Annotated in this window: 17 protein-coding genes; 12 read left to right on the top strand and 5 right to left on the bottom strand. The window is 64.3% G+C overall.

What is annotated here, in order from left to right; genetic code table 11:
* Positions 1–11 precede the first annotated feature (11 nt).
* Complete coding sequence (locus ACQR3T_RS00415; protein ID WP_428692187.1) at positions 12–1,496, top strand: carboxyl transferase domain-containing protein; 1,485 nt, start codon at positions 12–14, stop codon at positions 1,494–1,496.
* 138 nt (positions 1,497–1,634) lie between these two features.
* Here the strand turns inward: ACQR3T_RS00415 and ACQR3T_RS00410 are convergent, their stop codons facing one another.
* Complete coding sequence (locus ACQR3T_RS00410) at positions 1,635–2,033, bottom strand: hypothetical protein (protein ID WP_428692186.1); 399 nt, start codon at positions 2,031–2,033, stop codon at positions 1,635–1,637.
* A gap of 127 nt (positions 2,034–2,160) precedes the next feature.
* On the opposite strand from ACQR3T_RS00410, the gene ACQR3T_RS00405 reads away from it, so the two are divergent.
* From ACQR3T_RS00405 to ACQR3T_RS00380, 6 genes are all read left to right on the top strand, one after another.
* Positions 2,161–2,826, top strand: a complete 666-nt coding sequence (locus ACQR3T_RS00405; RefSeq protein WP_428692185.1) for a methyltransferase domain-containing protein — start codon at positions 2,161–2,163, stop codon at positions 2,824–2,826.
* Positions 2,823–3,431, top strand: coding sequence for a TetR/AcrR family transcriptional regulator (locus tag ACQR3T_RS00400; protein ID WP_037175533.1), 609 nt, complete (start codon positions 2,823–2,825; stop codon positions 3,429–3,431). Before ACQR3T_RS00405 ends, ACQR3T_RS00400 begins: the two co-directional genes overlap by 4 nt.
* A gap of 94 nt (positions 3,432–3,525) precedes the next feature.
* Positions 3,526–4,770, top strand: coding sequence for a molybdopterin-dependent oxidoreductase (locus tag ACQR3T_RS00395; protein ID WP_428692184.1), 1,245 nt, complete (start codon positions 3,526–3,528; stop codon positions 4,768–4,770).
* A complete protein-coding gene (locus ACQR3T_RS00390) occupies positions 4,767–5,264 on the top strand; it encodes a hypothetical protein (protein ID WP_428692183.1) in 498 nt (165 codons plus the stop codon). The genes ACQR3T_RS00395 and ACQR3T_RS00390 overlap by 4 nt, the downstream gene beginning before the upstream one ends.
* A 10-nt stretch (positions 5,265–5,274) precedes the next feature.
* Positions 5,275–7,131, top strand: a complete 1,857-nt coding sequence (locus ACQR3T_RS00385; protein ID WP_428692182.1) for a propionyl-CoA synthetase — start codon at positions 5,275–5,277, stop codon at positions 7,129–7,131.
* A gap of 73 nt (positions 7,132–7,204) precedes the next feature.
* Complete coding sequence (locus ACQR3T_RS00380; protein WP_032378309.1) at positions 7,205–8,107, top strand: DMT family transporter; 903 nt, start codon at positions 7,205–7,207, stop codon at positions 8,105–8,107.
* Between the two features lie 6 nt (positions 8,108–8,113).
* On the opposite strand, the gene ACQR3T_RS00375 is transcribed toward ACQR3T_RS00380, so the two are convergent.
* Positions 8,114–9,442: a cryptochrome/photolyase family protein gene (locus tag ACQR3T_RS00375; protein ID WP_428692181.1), complete on the bottom strand. Its 1,329-nt coding sequence runs from the start codon at positions 9,440–9,442 to the stop codon at positions 8,114–8,116.
* A 141-nt stretch (positions 9,443–9,583) separates the two neighbouring features.
* On the opposite strand from ACQR3T_RS00375, the gene ACQR3T_RS00370 reads away from it, so the two are divergent.
* The 4 genes from ACQR3T_RS00370 to ACQR3T_RS00355 all read left to right on the top strand — a co-directional run bounded on the left by ACQR3T_RS00370 (position 9,584) and on the right by ACQR3T_RS00355 (position 12,919).
* Entirely contained in the window at positions 9,584–9,790 is a 207-nt protein-coding gene (locus tag ACQR3T_RS00370; RefSeq protein ID WP_032378310.1) for a hypothetical protein, read from the top strand.
* A gap of 17 nt (positions 9,791–9,807) precedes the next feature.
* Complete coding sequence (locus ACQR3T_RS00365; RefSeq protein WP_037175543.1) at positions 9,808–10,536, top strand: response regulator transcription factor; 729 nt, start codon at positions 9,808–9,810, stop codon at positions 10,534–10,536.
* Entirely contained in the window at positions 10,533–11,834 is a 1,302-nt protein-coding gene (locus tag ACQR3T_RS00360) for a sensor histidine kinase (protein WP_428692180.1), read from the top strand. The genes ACQR3T_RS00365 and ACQR3T_RS00360 overlap by 4 nt, the downstream gene beginning before the upstream one ends.
* A 62-nt stretch (positions 11,835–11,896) precedes the next feature.
* Positions 11,897–12,919 carry an isopenicillin N synthase family dioxygenase gene (locus ACQR3T_RS00355; protein WP_428692179.1) on the top strand — a complete coding sequence of 341 codons (1,023 nt, stop codon included), beginning with the start codon at positions 11,897–11,899 and terminating at the stop codon, positions 12,917–12,919.
* Here ACQR3T_RS00355 and ACQR3T_RS00350 read toward each other — a convergent pair.
* Positions 12,912–13,271, bottom strand: a complete 360-nt coding sequence (locus tag ACQR3T_RS00350) for an FKBP-type peptidyl-prolyl cis-trans isomerase (RefSeq protein WP_032377394.1) — start codon at positions 13,269–13,271, stop codon at positions 12,912–12,914. The genes ACQR3T_RS00355 and ACQR3T_RS00350 overlap by 8 nt on opposite strands.
* An 85-nt stretch (positions 13,272–13,356) precedes the next feature.
* Entirely contained in the window at positions 13,357–14,031 is a 675-nt protein-coding gene (locus ACQR3T_RS00345) for a DUF2848 domain-containing protein (RefSeq protein WP_428692178.1), read from the bottom strand.
* 130 nt (positions 14,032–14,161) lie between these two features.
* Between ACQR3T_RS00345 and ACQR3T_RS00340 the strand changes: the two genes are divergently transcribed.
* Positions 14,162–15,511 carry an MFS transporter gene (locus tag ACQR3T_RS00340; protein WP_032377396.1) on the top strand — a complete coding sequence of 450 codons (1,350 nt, stop codon included), beginning with the start codon at positions 14,162–14,164 and terminating at the stop codon, positions 15,509–15,511.
* Here the strand turns inward: ACQR3T_RS00340 and ACQR3T_RS00335 are convergent.
* Positions 15,483–16,124, bottom strand: a complete 642-nt coding sequence (locus ACQR3T_RS00335; protein WP_428692177.1) for a GntR family transcriptional regulator — start codon at positions 16,122–16,124, stop codon at positions 15,483–15,485. The genes ACQR3T_RS00340 and ACQR3T_RS00335 overlap by 29 nt on opposite strands.
* Positions 16,125–16,163 lie beyond the last annotated feature (39 nt).

Raw genomic sequence — 16,163 nt, 5'->3', positions numbered from 1 at the left:
GGCTCCCCGATATGAGCCCACGGACATCCGCCGCCGAGATTCTCGACTCCGTTCTCGACGGCGGATCGTTCGTGTCGTGGGACTCCACGCCCGTGGACGTCCATCCTGGGGAGTCCTATCTGAGAGACCTGGCCAAGGCTCGCGAGAAGAGCGGCGTCGACGAGTCGGTGTTGACGGGCGAGGGCACGATCGAGGGCCGACGCGTGGTGATCATCGCCTGCGAGTTCGCCTTTCTCGCCGGGTCAATCGGCGTTGCGGCGGCCGAGCGCATCACCTCCGCTGTCGAACGCGCCACCGCTGAAGGATTGCCGCTGATCGCCTCCCCCACGTCCGGCGGAACGCGAATGCAGGAGGGCACACTCGCATTCGTGCAGATGGTCAAGATCGCCGCCGCCGTCACCGCACACAAGATGGCTCATCTGCCGTATCTGGTGTACCTCCGTAATCCCACGACCGGCGGTGTCTTCGCATCCTGGGGATCGCTGGCCCACGTCACCGTCGCCGAACCCGGAGCCCTGATCGGTTTCCTCGGCCCCCGCGTGTATCAAGCGTTGTACGACAAGCCTTTTCCCGACGGAGTCCAGACCGCCGAGAACCTCTACCAACACGGGGTCATCGACGGGGTGGTGCCGGTCGATCAGGTGAGAAATCTACTCACTCGAGCCCTGCGGGTGATCCTCGACGCCCCGGCGTGGACCGATATCGCTGATGACAGTCCCGCGCCCATGACCGAACGGTCGGCCTGGCATTCGGTGCAGTCGTCGCGTCGCGCCGATCGCCCCGGGATTCGGCAACTGATCGAACATGCTGCTACCGAGCAGGTTCCGCTCAGTGGTACCGGGCAGGGCGAGGCCGATACCTCGATCCTGTTGTCGCTGTGCCGCATCCGCGGCGCATCCTGTGTGTTGTTCGGAAACGACCGGAGCAGCAGCTCGGCCAGCGCGACGATGGGCCCAGCGGCATTACGCGAGGCACGACGCGGAATGCGGCTGGCCGAGGAACTGCGGATCCCGCTGGTACTCGTGATCGACACGTTCGGCGCAGCACTGTCCAAGGAAGCCGAGGAAGGCGGACTGGCACCCGAGATCGCGCGCTCCATCTCGGATCTGGTCACCGTCGACACTCCCACGGTGTCGGTCTTGCTCGGGCAGGGCACCGGCGGCGGAGCACTCGCGCTACTGCCTGCCGATCGAGTCCTGTGCGCCCAGAACGCCTGGCTCGCACCGCTTCCGCCCGAGGGTGCGAGTGCCATCGTGCACCGCGACACCGTCCACGCTGCAGAGATGGCCGAGGCGCAGGGCATCCGGTCGGTCGATCTATTGCGCGACGGCATCGTCGACGCCATCGTCCCCGAACTCCCCGACGCGGCCGACGAACCGGCCGCGTTCTCCGGCCGCATCGCCGATGCCATCGCCCGAGAACTGCGCGGGTTGTGGACCGTCGATCCCGCCACTCGGACTCGGAACAGGCTGGGCCGCTACCGCACGCTGGGATGAGCGGCTCCACCGCATGTGAGCGGGCGCCCCCAATAGGTCGTTCCGCAGGCTCCACTCCCGCCCCCAATAGGTCGTTCCGCAGGCTCCACTCCCGCCCCCAATAGGTCGTTCCGCAGGCTCCACTCCCGCCGACCCCTGCTACGAGTTTTCGTGCACCTGCGAGGTCGCGAGCGCTACCACGTCACCTGCGCGTAGGTCTGCGGGCAACTCGACCGGACTGACACAACTGCGCCCTGGGCTGTGCACGTCGACCTTGACCACCGGACCCACCGAATGCCGATTGACCACAACGGCCTGCAGCAGATCACCGAACTCGGCATCGACGCCCACCTCGCCTGCGATGACCGAGCGCACCCGAGTCACCAGAATGCGGCCCCACTGCACCGGAGTGCCCTGCGCATCGGCCAGATCCTCCAGCGCAACGCCGTCGACGGTGATTCGGCCACACACACAGTGCGTATCGGCGGGCCACAGCGATGGATCGCACCGCGCAACATAGGCGGCACCGAGAGACGGAAGCATGTCGAGAAGTGTCATGAGAAGCAGTCTTGCGCCGCGCGGAGGCGTCGAACAGAGGTGTTGACGCAATCTTGACGGCAGCCACAGGAAATTTGACGAACCTCTCACGGTGCCACCTACTGTACCCGCTGGTACATTCAGTCGGGTGATCGCAGACGACGTCTATCGCCGCGGCCGTGCCGGCCTTCCCTCGTGGCTCACCGATTCCCACGGCCGCCGTACCCCTCTGCCGATCGAACGCTGGCTGGGCGGTGCGCATTCGACAGCGCAAGACATTCGCGCAGACGAGGCGTCGATCGCCTTCTGCTCGGGCCCGACACTCGACCTCGGCTGCGGCCCGGGACGTTTGACCGAGGCCCTCACTCGCGCCGGAGTTCCCACTCTGGGCGTCGACACCTCGTCGGTTGCTGTGGAAATGACGAACCACCGGGGCGGGCGTGCGATGAAACAGGACATTTTCGCTGCGCTGCCCGGGGCGGGTCAGTGGTCGCACGTGCTGCTCGCGGACGGCAACATCGGCATCGGCGGTGACCCGGCTGCACTGCTGACGACGGTTCGATCGCTGCTGCACGAGACGGGTACGGCCATCGTCGAATCCGCCTTCGGGATCGACGATCTGAGCACAATGGTCCGTTGGGAGACGGGTGACTCGATCGGCGAATGGTTCAGCTGGGCCAGCGTCGGCGTGAGCGCGCTGTACGCGCTCGCGGTAACGGCGGGACTGCAGGTCCGGCGAACCATCGAGTCGAACGGTCGGGTATTCATGGAACTCGCTGTTCACAACATCGAGCGAGGAACCGAGGGCCTGTGAGCAAGGAGCTACCGAGAACGGCAAAGGGCCGACGAACCAGAGCGGCCATCGTCGACGCGGCCGCATCGATGATGTACGAGCACGGCGTCGCGGGAACCACTCTCGACGACGTACTTGCCGCATCCGAGACTGGGAAGTCGCAGCTGTATCACTACTTTTCCGACAAGTCGGATCTGGTCGAGGCAGTGATCGCCCGTCAACTCGAACGCGTCCTCGCCGCTCAGCCACGCCTGGCCAACATCGACAGCCTCGACGACATCGACGCATGGGCCGCCGAGGTCGTCCGAAACCACGAGCAGCCCGGGGGGCCGTTCTCCTGCCCCCTCGGCTCGCTTGCCGCAGAACTGAAGAACGACGCGGCGTTCGTCCCCAGTCTTCATGCTGCGTTCCGCCGCTGGGAGCAACCGCTGGAGCAGGGGCTGCGCCGCATGGTCGACCGCGGGGAACTGGACGTGGCAACCGATCCGGCCGCTGTTGCCGCCACTCTGATCGCGTCGCTTCAAGGCGGAATGCTCATCGCCCGTATCGCGGGGGATGTTCGACCGCTCCGCGACGTCCTGGACGCTGCGGTCGCCGCGGTTCGTCGACGCCGCACCGAGACGTGAGAACCGGACGAACTCTGGCGACCGAGCCCCGAGTGCGCTAGGGTCGATCTCACAGTTTGTACTATTGGGTACAAAATGGGAGACGGGAACCAGAATGCAACGACTTCCTACGTTCCGCAGCCCGATCCGCGGCGTCTGGTTCACGTCGGTCCTCGCCTCCGTACTGCTCGTCGTGCTGCCGATCGTGACAGTGACCGGACTCATCTCCTGGGTTGCGTACGGTCCACAATTCGGCCAATCCATGCCGGGTGACGTCGGATGGCTACGGCTACCGTCGTTCGATTGGCCGACCGAACCCGTCTGGTTCTACCGACTCACCCAGGGCCTACACGTGGGCCTCGGACTGATCATGGTGCCGATCGTCTTGGCCAAGCTGTGGTCGGTGATCCCGAAGTTGATCGAGATGCCACCGATTCGAAGCATTGCCCACCTACTCGAACGGATATCGTTGCTGGCTTTGGTCGGCGGTATTCTCTTCGAGATCATCACCGGCGTGCTGAACATTCAGTACGACTACCTCTTCGGGTTCAGTTTCTACACCGCGCACTACTGGGGTGCCTGGGTGTTCATCGCCGGATTCCTGGCCCACGTGGTGCTGAAGTTTCCGACCATGGTCACGGCGCTGCGAACCCGCCCGTTCCTGGAACTGATGCGCATTCGGGTGGCCGACACGGTACCCGACGACGACGAATCAGGTTTGGCCACAACCGATCCAGCTCCAGCGACGATCAGCCGACGCGGAGCACTCGCTCTCGTCGGCGGCAGCGCACTGTTCGTGGCGGTCCTCAGCGCCGGACAGACGACGGGCGGCTTTCTTCGCGATGCGGCGATCCTCCTCCCCCGCGGACGGTCCTACGGCAACGGGCCCAATGATTTTCAGATCAACCGCACGGCCCAGGCCGCAAGCATCGACGAGGCGCGGACCGGCGATTCGTGGCGACTCACCGTACGTGCCGGTGCCACCGAGGTCGTGCTCACCAGAGCCCAACTCGAACAGATGGACCTGCACACCGTCGATCTACCGATCGCCTGCGTCGAAGGCTGGTCGACAGTTCAGACGTGGACCGGTGTTCGGCTGCGAGACCTCGCCGCAATCGCGGGAATCGATTCCGTGGACACCGGTGAGGTGCGTTCCCTCGAACCTTCCGGGTCGTTCAACCGAGTCACGTTCGGGGGACACCAGATGATGCATCCCGACTCGCTGCTCGCCCTTCGAGTGAACGGGGAGAACCTGTCTCTCGATCATGGTTATCCCGCTCGGATCATGATGCCGGCGATTCCCGGGGTACATGCCACCAAGTGGATCGAATCCGTCGAATTCTTCGGGGAGAATGCATGAGTACCTTTCGGGCGCGTTACGGTGCCGGCCCGCTGCACTTGGCGGTGACGGCCTGCTGCCTCGCACTGGGCGCGGTTGTCGTACTCACGATCGGCTTTCCGGCACTGTGGAATACCGACGTCTGGTGGCAGTCCATCGGCTTGTGGTTCGTCGGCGCTGCCGTTGTGCACGACGCGATTCTGTTTCCGCTGTATGCCCTACTCGACCGGACGCTGGTTGCTCGACTCGGCCGATTCGTGAACGCGGTTCGCATTCCGGCGCTCGGCGCAGGTCTGAGCCTGCTGCTCTTCGCCCCTGGAATCTTTTCGCAGGGTAGCGAGACGTACGAGGCCGCCACGGGTCTGACACAGGAGCCCTACGCGATGCGGTGGCTGCTCTTGGTAGCAGGCATGTTCGTGGCCAGCGCAGTGTTGTACGGTGGCCGCGAAGCGCTCCGGACGCTGCGTTCGCGCCCCGTTGGCGATAACCCGAAACGGCAGCATGTGCCCAACTAGGCTCGGTGGCATGAGTGGCGAGTATCGGCAGGCGTTCGACGACAGCATCGACAAGCGTGAACAATTCTGGCTGTCTGCGGCGGCAGAAATCGACTGGGATACCCCTCCCACCAGTGCGTTCGACGGCTCGCACTGGTTTCCCGGGGCCCGTCTGAACACCTGCTTCAATGCCCTCGATCGGCACGTCGATGCCGGGCACGGCGACCGGACCGCGTTGATCTACGACTCGGCGATGCTCGGTCTCACCCGCAGCTACACCTACGCCGAACTGCTCGATCAGGTCGCTCGCTTCGCCGGGGTACTGCGCGAGCAAGGTGTGGGGCCGGGCGACCGCGTGGTGATCTACCTACCGATGATTCCCGAGGCCGTCGTCGCGATGCTCGCATGCGCCAGGCTCGGCGCAGTGCATTCGGTGGTGTTCGGCGGCTTCGCAGCCAAGGAGCTCGCAGCGCGCATCGACGACGCCGAACCGACACTGCTGATCACCGCCAGTGGCGGGTTCGAGCCCGGTCGCGTCATCGAATACCTCCCCTTGGTGGCACGCGCGCTGACTCTCACCACTGCGAAGACGCCATCGGTGATCGTGAAGTCGCGCGAGGGAATTCCCGGCGACCACGAGTGGCTGGACTGGGACACCCTCATCGCCGACGCCAGCGCCGCACAACCGGTTTCGGTGCTGGCCACCGATCCGCTGTACATCCTCTACACCTCAGGAACGACGGGAAAGCCCAAGGGTGTGGTGCGCGACAACGGCGGTCATGCTGTCGCGTTGACGTGGTCGATGCGCAACATCTACGACGTGGGGCCCGGGCAGGTGATGTGGACGGCGTCCGATGTCGGCTGGGTCGTCGGACATTCGTACATCGTCTACGCACCCTTGTTCGCCGGTGCCACAACGGTTCTGTACGAGGGCAAGCCCGTCGGCACTCCCGATGCCGGCGCATTCTGGCGGGTGATCCAGGATCACGGTGTCCGCGCCCTGTTCACCGCACCGACTGCGCTGCGCGCCATTCGCAAGGTCGATCCCCACGCCGCCGAGCTCGAGAAGTACGACGTCTCGTCTCTGGAGACCTTGTTCGTCGCCGGCGAACGCCTCGATCCCGATACCTACGAGTGGATTTCGCGCACGCTCGACCGTCCGGTGGTCGACCACTGGTGGCAGACCGAGACCGGATGGGCGATCTGCGCCAATCTCCGCGGCCTGGAGCCACTTCCGATCAAACCTGGATCGCCGACGGTACCGGTACCCGGCTTCCAGGTCGGCATCCTCGACGCGTCGGGCAATCCGGTGGACGCAGGCACCGAGGGCAACATCGTCGTGCAGCTGCCACTGCCGCCCGGCGCACTGGTAGGTCTGTGGAACGACGAATCACGGTTCCAGCGTTCGTATCTCGATACGTTCCCCGGCTACTACCTCACCGGCGATTCCGGCTACATCGATGCTGACGGCTATGTCTACGTACTCGGGCGGAGCGACGACGTCATCAACGTTGCAGGGCATCGCCTGTCGACCGGGTCGATGGAGGCGGTGCTCGCCGGCCACCCCGCCGTCGCCGAATGCGCCGTCATCGGTATCCACGACGACCTGAAAGGCCAGCGCCCCAGCGGCTACGTAGTACTCAAAGCCGGGGAGAACATCACCGAGGAGCAGCTGCGTACCGAACTGGTCGCCATGGTGCGCGATCAGATCGGTGCCCTTGCGACGTTCCGCGACGTGACGATCGTCGGAGCGCTGCCGAAGACCCGATCGGGCAAGATCCTGCGGAAGACGATGCGCCAGATCGTCGCAGGCGAGGAGTACGGCGTGCCGTCGACCATCGAGGATCCGGCCGTCCTCGATGCACTGGAGAAGCTGCTCGGCAGATAGACGGCGGTAATACGAGCAACCATGGCCGAAACCCGCGCGCCACAGGGATGTCCCGCGCGATAGCGTCATCGTCATGACAGATCTCGACACCCGTCCTGCCGTCGACTGGCTCGCCCTCGGTGCGGTCATCGTCACGGTGGTCTCGTGGGCCTCGGCCTTCGTGGCCATTCGCGGCGTCGGCGAATCCTTCGGTGCCGGCCCGCTGGCATTGGGCCGGCTACTCATCGGCTCGTTCGCACTCGGCGCGATAGTTCTCGTCAAGAGAAGGTGGGTAAAGCCGAACCGCACCCAGTGGCTGCAGATCATCAGCATCGGCGTCTTCTGGTTCGGCATCTACAACGTCTCCCTCAATGCCGCCGAACAACGCGTCGATGCCGGGACGACGTCGATGATCATTCAGATCGGACCGATTCTGGTCGCCCTGTTCGCGGGTCTGCTTCTGGGCGAGGGCTTTCCGAGGTGGTTGGTGATCGGTGCAGGCATCGCGTTCGCCGGGGCCGTCATGGTCGGTGTCGTCACCGCCGTCACCACCACCTCGACCACCAAGACAGACGCCGACTTCCTCGGCATCGCACTGTGTCTGGTGTCCGCGGTGACCTACGCGATCGGAGTACTCAGCCAGAAGCCGGTGCTACGGACGATCCCGGGACTTCAGGTCACGTGGATGGCCTGCACCATCGGCGCGGTGTGCACGCTGCCCTTCGCACCGGCACTGCTCGACGACCTGTCGACCGCCTCGACCGGTGCCACCGGCGGACTGATCTACCTCGGCCTGGTGCCGACGGCACTGGCCTTCAGTACGTGGGCCTACGCGCTGACGAGAATGAACGCAGGCAAGCTCGGCATCACCACGTATGCCGTGCCGCCGATCACCATCACTCTCGCCTGGCTATTGTTGGGCGAGGTTCCGCACTACCTCGCCGTTGTCGGCGGAGTCATCTGCCTCGTCGGAGTCGGATTGTCCCGCAGAAAATAGCAGCCGCTACAGCTTCTTGAACCGTGCGATCGCCACTTCACGCTCATGCTTGTGGTCGACGATCGGCTCCGCGTAGCCCTTGGGGCGACCGAACTTCAACGTGTGCACGGCTTTACCCTCTTCACCACGCAGCTCCGGCACCCAGCGTCGAACGTAGTCGCCGGTGGGGTCGAATTTCTCGCCCTGGGTGATCGGATTGAACACACGGAAGTACGGCGAGGCGTCGGTACCCGTTCCCGCGGTCCACTGCCAGCCGTGCTGGTTGCTGGCCAGATCGCCGTCGACGAGATGCTGCATGAAGTAGCGCGCACCCCGCCACCACGGCAGGTGCAAATCCTTGACGAGGAACGACGCGACGATCATGCGGACCCGGTTGTGCATCCACTTCTCCGAGTTCAACTGCCGCATACCGGCATCGACGATCGGGAAGCCCGTCTCACCCGTGCACCACGCCTCGAACAACTCGTCGGCGTGCTTGCCCGAGTCCAGTTCGATCGCGTCGAACTTCTTGACGTAGTTTTCCCGGGCACTGTCGGGACGCTGAAATAGGATGTCGCCGTAGAAGTCTCGCCAACAGATCTGCCGACGGTACGACGCGGACCCCTCGCTGCGTAGTTTGCCGAGGTCGGCCAACATCGTCCGCGGGTGAATGGTTCCGTACTTCAGATGCACCGACATCCGGCTCGTCGAATCCAGGTCGGGACGATTGCGCTCGTCGTCGTACGCAGCAACCTCGTCGAGAAATTCCTTCCACTGCTTCGACGCGGCGGCCTCACCGGCTGCTGCGTCGGACGCCTCCTTCTCGGAAGGAATCTTCACGCGCCGAACACCTTTGACCTCGTCCGGGTCGACCCACTCTACTGTCTTCGCAGATGTGTCCGCCGGTGCACGCCAGCCGTGTTCCAGCCACTGGCGCGAGTACGGCGTGAACACCTTGTACGGCTCCCCGTCGTTCTTGAGGATCCGCCCGGGGGCGACCGCATACGGGGACCCGGTCTCGACCAGGGTCACCTTCTCGCCCACTCGCTTGTCCCGCTCGCGACCGTACGGGCCGTAGTCGGCACTGATGTGGACGTCCTCGGCGTCGATCGCCTTTGCCACCTTCGGGACCACCGTCTCGGGGTCACCGTGCACCACCATCAACCTGCCGTCGAGCTGCTCGTTCAGTGCCTCGAGGGACCGAAACAGGAAGTCCTTGCGTGGACCGCCGGAGGGCTTCAGCAAGCGGTCGTCGAGCACGAACAGCCCGAGTACCGGATCTCCGGACTCGGCGGCGGCGGTGAGGGTGGGCAGATCCCCCAGACGAAGATCACGGCGAAACCATACGAGCGACATGGTGTCAGTCTTACCCAACCGTCCGGAGTGCAACCCGCACCCTCGCTCCGCGCAATTCTCAGAGAATCGCCAACGACGGCTCACCAAGGCCGCAACATGGGCCTCTACCTTGGGAAACACAGAAGAGAAAAGGAGATCATCATGACGAACACCCGCCCCTTCCCCGGCGCTCTTTCCCTGGTGAACAGCACCTGCACTTTCGAGAAGTACTACGAGCAGCTCTACGCCAAGGCTCCGGCACTCGCCTGGTCACTCGATGCCGACACCGGCCGCCGCAGTGCACTCGAGGAGTTCTTCGCCAAGACGCCCGAGGAACGCCGAACCACCGTCGACAGCTGGGTTGCCTGAACCGTCACAATGGACCGGTGACCGAATCGTCGAGTTCCCCCGCCACCGTCCTCGTCGTCGATGACGACGCCGACGTGCTGTCCTCACTGCAACGTGGACTGCGCCTGTCGGGGTTCACCGTGATCACCGCATCCGACGGAGCGGAGGCACTCGGCGTGGTTTCCAGATCCACGCCCGACGCGATCGTGCTCGACATCAACATGCCGGTACTCGACGGCGCCAGCGTCGTGACCGCGTTGCGTGCGATGGGAAACGACATCCCGATCTGCGTGCTCAGTGCCCGTAGCTCGGTGGACGATCGCATCGCCGGGCTCGAATCCGGTGCCGACGACTACCTCACCAAACCGTTCGTGCTGGCCGAACTCGTTGCGAGGATCCGCGCAATGCTGCGCCGGCGTGGCACCAATCCGGTTGTGCCGGTGGCAGATTCGGGTGTGCCGAACTCGGCGGTGGCCATCGGGAGCCTCGTGGTCGACATCCCCGGTTATCGCGTGCATCGCGGCGGAGTCGACATCGATCTGACCAAGCGGGAATTCGAGCTGCTGGCAATTCTGGCTCGGAACAAGGGCGTGGTCCTCACGCGTGAGCGATTGCTCGAACTGGTGTGGGGCTACGACTTCGTCGCCGACACCAACGTCGTCGACGTGTTCGTCGGCTATCTGCGTCGCAAACTCGAATCCGATGGGTCTCCGCGCATCCTGCACACCGTCCGCGGCGTCGGATTCGTCGTCCGAGACGCCGCATGAGCTTCTCGCTGCGCGCCCGCGTCGCTGCCGCCACAGCCCTCGGTGCCACCCTCGTGGTCGCCGCACTCGCGGTGGTCACCTCGGTCGCCATCTCCCGCAACAACGTCAATCAGCTCGACGAACGGTTGACGACAGCGTCTCAGGTGCTGGTGCCGAATTCGTCGACGTTGGAGGCCTTCATCGATCAACTCTCCGGCGCATTCGCCGTCACCATTCGCAGCGGCGACATCGTGGTCGCGTCCACACCGACGCGGCTGCCCGCGCTGGACACCGGATCGCAGACCGTCGACGTCGACGGTCAACGGTTCCGCGTCTACACGGCAGTATCGACAATCGTGTCCACCATCTCCATTTCGATCGGCGTGCCGGCCCTCGAGGCGCAACAGGTGACCGACGAGCAACAAAAACAGGTACTGATGCTGGGGCTGGTTGCGATCGCGGTGTCCACGGGCCTGGGCTGGCTGTTCGGCGGGCGAGCCGTCAGACCGCTGGTGACGCTGACCCGGCAGGTCAGCGCGCAGCCACCGACCGCTCCCGAGACTCGCACCGGCGTCACCGAGGCTGACGCACTCGCGGTCGCGATCGGGGGCATGCTGACCAGACTCAACGAGGCACAGGACCGCACCAATGCCGCCCTCGACACCGCACGCGACTTCGCGGCCGTCTCCGCACACGAACTACGCACCCCACTGACGGCGATGCGCACCGACATAGAGGTCCTGCGAACCCTCGACCTCGAGCCAGCGCAGCAACGCGAGATTCTGGGTGACCTCGAGCGAACGCAGGGACGGGTGGAGACGACGCTGACCGCTCTGGAACGACTCGCGTCGGGTGAACTGTCCAGTGAGGGCGACAGAGTCGAGACCGACATCATCGACATCTGCGACGTCGCAGCCCAGGACGCGCAGAGACTGCACCCCGAGCTCGACATCCGCGTGGAGTCCGCTCCCGATTCCGAAATCACGATGCGCGCACTACCGACCGGTCTGCGGTTGGCCGTCGACAACGTGATCGGCAATGCCGTCCGGCACGGCAACGCAACCACGATCGTCATCACCGCCGAACGGGTGGACACGACAGTGCGCGTTCTGATCGACGACAACGGATCCGGTGTTCCTGTGGATGAACGCGAATCGGTGTTCGGCCGCTTCGAGCGCGGCACCAGGGCAGCCAAGGGTGGGTCGGGACTCGGCCTGGCACTGGTTGCACAGCAGGCCGAATTGCACGGTGGCCGTGTCTACTTCGCCGACAGTCCACTGGGCGGCGCGCGCCTGGTGATGGAGTTGCAGATTCGCTAGGTCGCGGCATTCGTTACGCGGGAGAAACCCGCGGGACCGCTCGATGCGAGGAGTATGGACCCGTGCACTCGCCATCGGATTTCACCGTTCCCATCATCGACATCTCGCCGTACGTTCTGGGTGACAGCTCCCGGGACGCCGACGCGACCGCGCGCCGGGGAGTGGCATCGAAAGTCGACCAAGCATGCAGCACAGTCGGTTTCATGCAGATCGTGGGACACGGCATCCGAGACGAGATCGTTGACGGGCTCGCAGCGGCGATGGATTCGTTCTTCGGACTCGACCCAGCGCAGAAATCGGCCTACATCTGCCCGCCCGAGCTCAACCGCGGCTACACCGCACCGAAGAGCGAAACGCTGAGCCTGAGCCTTGGGCTCGATTCGGCATCGGGCATGAACGACTACTTCGAGGCATTCAACGTCGGCACCGGTGAGCCGAACACCTGGCCCGAGTCCGCCGGGTTCCGGAACGCCGTCGAACTGTATTTCGCCGAAGCTGCCCGCGTGGCCCGGACGCTGACCGGGGTGTTCGCCGACGCCCTCGGGGAATCGCCGAACCTGTTCTCACGCATCACCGATCGGTCACTGGACACGCTGCGAATGAACAACTACGCGCTCGATCCGGGCACCGAGGTACCGGAGCGCGAACTCACCGGAATGAGCGAGCACACCGACTACGGATTGGTGACGGTGCTGTGGGCCGATCGGGTGCCCGGTCTGCAGGTCCTCGGCACCGACCGGCTGTGGCACGACGTGCAGCCTGCCGAGGGCGCGATGCTGGTGAATCTGGGTGATCTGACGGCCCGATTGACCAACGATCGGTGGATGTCGACTCTGCATCGCGTGCGGCCACCGGTATCGGGCGGGACGATCCAGCGCAGGCGTTCCGCGGCCTTCTTCCACGACGGCAACCTCGACGCGGTGATCGCGCCGTTGGCGTCGTGCATCGAGACAGGCGCAGTGCCCCGGTACCGACCGGTGACCGTGGCCGAACACATTCAGGCAAAGCTTGCAGGTTCCCGAGGCGGAACGGCGAATGCCTCGGCAACCCGCGAAGCCGAGCGGGTGCGACGAGCTGTTACTTGACGTCCAGCAGGTCGATGACGAACACGAGCGTCTTGCCGGAGAGGCGATGACCTGCGCCGGCTGGGCCGTAGGCGAGCTCCGGCGGAATGGTGAGCTGACGGCGTCCGCCGACCTTCATTCCGGGGATGCCGTCCTGCCAACCCTGAATCAATCCACGCAAAGGGAACTGGATGGATTCGCCGCGGTTCCATGACGAGTCGAACTCTTCGCCCGAATCGAACTCGACGCCGACGTAGTGCACCTCGACGGTGCCGCCTGCAACTGCCTCTGCGCCGTCACCCTCGACGAGGTCGACCGTCACCAGGTCCAATGGTGCCGGTCCGGCCTGAAATTCGATCACTGGCTTCGTCACTGAAGTCTCCTGCGGTTGATGCCGGCCCGCCGACGCCGGCTGTGAAGCTCTGGGCATATTCCGCTTCGACTTTACGTCGTGACGGTCAACCAATTGGAGCTGGCATCAAATTCGTCTTGTATTCGCAGGTCAACGTGTTGCCCGTTGCGGGGTCGCCCATCTCCACCTTCCAGGCATCGGAGAACTGATTCACCCCGTGGTGCATCGAGATGGTGCCCGAGATCAATACCGTTCCACGCGAGAACAGTCCACGTTCGGTGAGCACGTCCAGCCAGTACTGCGGAGCGAGAAGATCACCGAGCGTTCCCGACTGGATGAGCACTCCGTCGGCCCACCCGGTCAGGGTGATGTCGTCCAGCCTGTCGGCCACCTCGCTCAACCGCCACGCACCGGTGCCGAGCACGTCGGGAGCCGCGTTCTTGCTCCACGCGACGCTGTGAACTTCCAGGTCACGGTCGGTGTGGTCGCAGGCAACCGTGAGCAGCACGTCGTCGATCGTGTCGCCCAGGATCACCAGAGCCCATTCCGCCTCACCCGAGGTGCGAACGTGCTGGACGGCGACGGCATCGGTCTGCTGCGCCAGGTACGGCGAGATGGGATACAGCGCCGGGGTCACCGTCGGAGCGGGAACACCCAGTTCGGCCAGCTCGGCGATATGCGACGCCACCTCTTCCTGGTTGCGACCGGCATAGCCCGCATTGAGCAGTGCGGTCACTTCTACCGACTCGGTCGTGCCGTCGGGCAACGTGAATGTGAGCATCAGTAAGGACCCTCTCCTCGTAAATTTTCTGTTTCCGATACGCCCAAAGCCTTGCGCATACGTCTTGTATACAGCAAGTATGGAGCACGTACAACGGATAGAGTGATCCCAGGCACACGAAGGAGTCGTCATGACCGAACCAGTTTCGGTGGATAGAAAGGGCCTGGCCAAGGCCTTTGCCGCCAGCCTGACCGGAACGGCATTGGAGTGGTACGACTTCGCCGTCTACTCGGCCGCCGCAGCGCTGGTGTTCCCGCTGGTCTTCTTCCCGGACAGCGACCCGCTGACCGGCACATTGCTCGCCTTCTCCACCTACGCCGTCGGGTACATCGCCCGTCCGGTCGGCGGATTCGTCTTCGGGCGACTCGGCGACGTCATCGGCCGAAAACAGCTTCTCGTCATCACCCTGCTGTTGATCGGCGTCACGACGTTCGCCATCGGCTTGATCCCCGGATACGACACCATCGGCATCGCGGCCCCGATCATTCTCGTCACCATGCGGTTCTGCCAGGGCGTTGCCGTCGGCGGCGAGTGGGGTGGTGCCGTTCTGCTCTCCAGCGAATACGGCGATCCCCGCAAGCGCGGGTTCTGGTCCTCCGCGGCACAGATCGGGCCACCGGCGGGCAATCTGCTCGCCAACGGCGCACTTGCAATCCTGACGCTGTCGTTGACCGACCAGCAGTTCGAGTCCTGGGGATGGCGTGTTGCATTCCTCTTCTCGGCCGTACTCGTCGGGTTCGGTTTGTGGATCCGCCTGAAGCTCGAGGACACCCCGGTGTTCAAGGCACTCCAGGAAAGCGGCGATCGCTCCGAAGCGCCGATCAGCGAGGTGTTCAAGACCGAACTCCGTCCTCTGGTGGCAGGCATCATGTCTCGGGTTGCCCCGGACGTCATCTACGCACTGTTCACGGTCTTCTCGATCACCTACGGCACCCAGAAGTTGGGCTTCGAGCGCAGCGAGGTTCTCACGGCCATTCTGATCGGATCGGCATGCCAGCTCGGCTTGATCCCGCTCGCCGGAGCGGTCTCCGACCGCATCAACCGGCGCCTCGTCTACGGCGTCGCAGCCGTGGGCGGTGTTGCCTGGAGCGCCATCTTCTTCCTCGTCATCGGCGGAGGATCTCTACCGCTGCTGATCCTGGGTGTTGTTGTGGGCCTGGCGTTCCACTCGTTCATGTACGGGCCACAGGCAGCATTCGTCACCGAGCAGTTCAGCGTGCGATTGCGCTCCACGGGTAGCTCGTTGGCGTACACGATTGCCGGAGTGTTCGGCGGAGCGATGGCACCGCTGATCTTCGTGTACCTGTTGGACAAGACGGACAGTTGGGTACCGATCGCCGGATACATCGTGATCGTCGGTGCCGTGACACTCGTCGGCCTCGCACTCGGGCGCAACCCCGACCCCACCGAGGACGAGCACTACGTGCTCCTGAACCAGGAGAACGAAAAGGCTACGCGCGCAGCAGAGTCTGAAGTGTGACCTCGAGGTGAGCGTCGATCTTCTCGTGCACCAGGCCCTCGTCGCCCGCACCCAGTGCGTCGATGATGGCCTGGTGCTCGGCGCACACCCGATGCTGCCGGTTGGCCGCGGTGAACAACGCACTCAAGCCCACGCGAAGCTGGCGCGCTCGCAGGCCGGCATACGTACGAGAGAGCAGATCGCTTCCCGCCGAATCGATCAGACTCTGGTGAAACGTGCCGTCCCAGTCGATGAACTGCTTGGGTGCATCCGCATCGCCCGAGTTCATCAGCAATTCCTGTTGCGTCAGCGCATTCTGCATCTGCACTATCGGAGCATCACCGGCGCGCAGCGCTCGGGTGGCCGCGTGCCGCTCGAGCACGCCGCGCAGATCCATCAGTTCGCCGATCTGCCGTCCGGACATCGCCGGCACGTGCGCACCGCGCTTGGGCACCATCTCGACCAGACCCTCGGACTGCAACATCAGCAGCGCTTCACGAACCGGCGTGCGCGATACACCGATTCGCGTTGCGAGCTCCTGCTCGTTGAGAAAAGTGCCGGTGGCGGCCGGTGACGACAGCACCTGATCGCGCACGAACAGATACGCCTTCTCCCTCCCCGACAGCGACTGCATACGATATGTATACCTGTCTTCCTCCGACGACACCAGGAG

The sequence above is a fragment of the Rhodococcus sp. IEGM1428 genome (assembly GCF_050321865.1).
GTDB lineage: Bacteria > Actinomycetota > Actinomycetes > Mycobacteriales > Mycobacteriaceae > Rhodococcoides.
Note: the sequence above shows the minus strand (reverse complement) of the source record. Positions and strands in the feature narration are given on the sequence as shown.

Excerpts from the sequence above, each read along its gene's own strand:
- ACQR3T_RS00335 (WP_428692177.1), bottom strand. The coding sequence starts at position 16,124 with ATGCAGTCGCTGTCGGGGAGGGAGAAGGCGTATCTGTTCGTGCGCGAT.
- ACQR3T_RS00415 (WP_428692187.1), top strand. The coding sequence starts at position 12 with ATGAGCCCACGGACATCCGCCGCCGAGATTCTCGACTCCGTTCTCGAC.
- ACQR3T_RS00360 (WP_428692180.1), top strand. The coding sequence starts at position 10,533 with ATGAGCTTCTCGCTGCGCGCCCGCGTCGCTGCCGCCACAGCCCTCGGT.
- ACQR3T_RS00345 (WP_428692178.1), bottom strand. The coding sequence starts at position 14,031 with ATGCTCACATTCACGTTGCCCGACGGCACGACCGAGTCGGTAGAAGTG.
- ACQR3T_RS00390 (WP_428692183.1), top strand. The coding sequence starts at position 4,767 with ATGAGTACCTTTCGGGCGCGTTACGGTGCCGGCCCGCTGCACTTGGCG.
- ACQR3T_RS00370 (WP_032378310.1), top strand. The coding sequence starts at position 9,584 with ATGACGAACACCCGCCCCTTCCCCGGCGCTCTTTCCCTGGTGAACAGC.
- ACQR3T_RS00385 (WP_428692182.1), top strand. The coding sequence starts at position 5,275 with ATGAGTGGCGAGTATCGGCAGGCGTTCGACGACAGCATCGACAAGCGT.
- ACQR3T_RS00410 (WP_428692186.1), bottom strand. The coding sequence starts at position 2,033 with ATGACACTTCTCGACATGCTTCCGTCTCTCGGTGCCGCCTATGTTGCG.
- ACQR3T_RS00395 (WP_428692184.1), top strand. The coding sequence starts at position 3,526 with ATGCAACGACTTCCTACGTTCCGCAGCCCGATCCGCGGCGTCTGGTTC.
- ACQR3T_RS00380 (WP_032378309.1), top strand. The coding sequence starts at position 7,205 with ATGACAGATCTCGACACCCGTCCTGCCGTCGACTGGCTCGCCCTCGGT.
- ACQR3T_RS00375 (WP_428692181.1), bottom strand. The coding sequence starts at position 9,442 with ATGTCGCTCGTATGGTTTCGCCGTGATCTTCGTCTGGGGGATCTGCCC.
- ACQR3T_RS00340 (WP_032377396.1), top strand. The coding sequence starts at position 14,162 with ATGACCGAACCAGTTTCGGTGGATAGAAAGGGCCTGGCCAAGGCCTTT.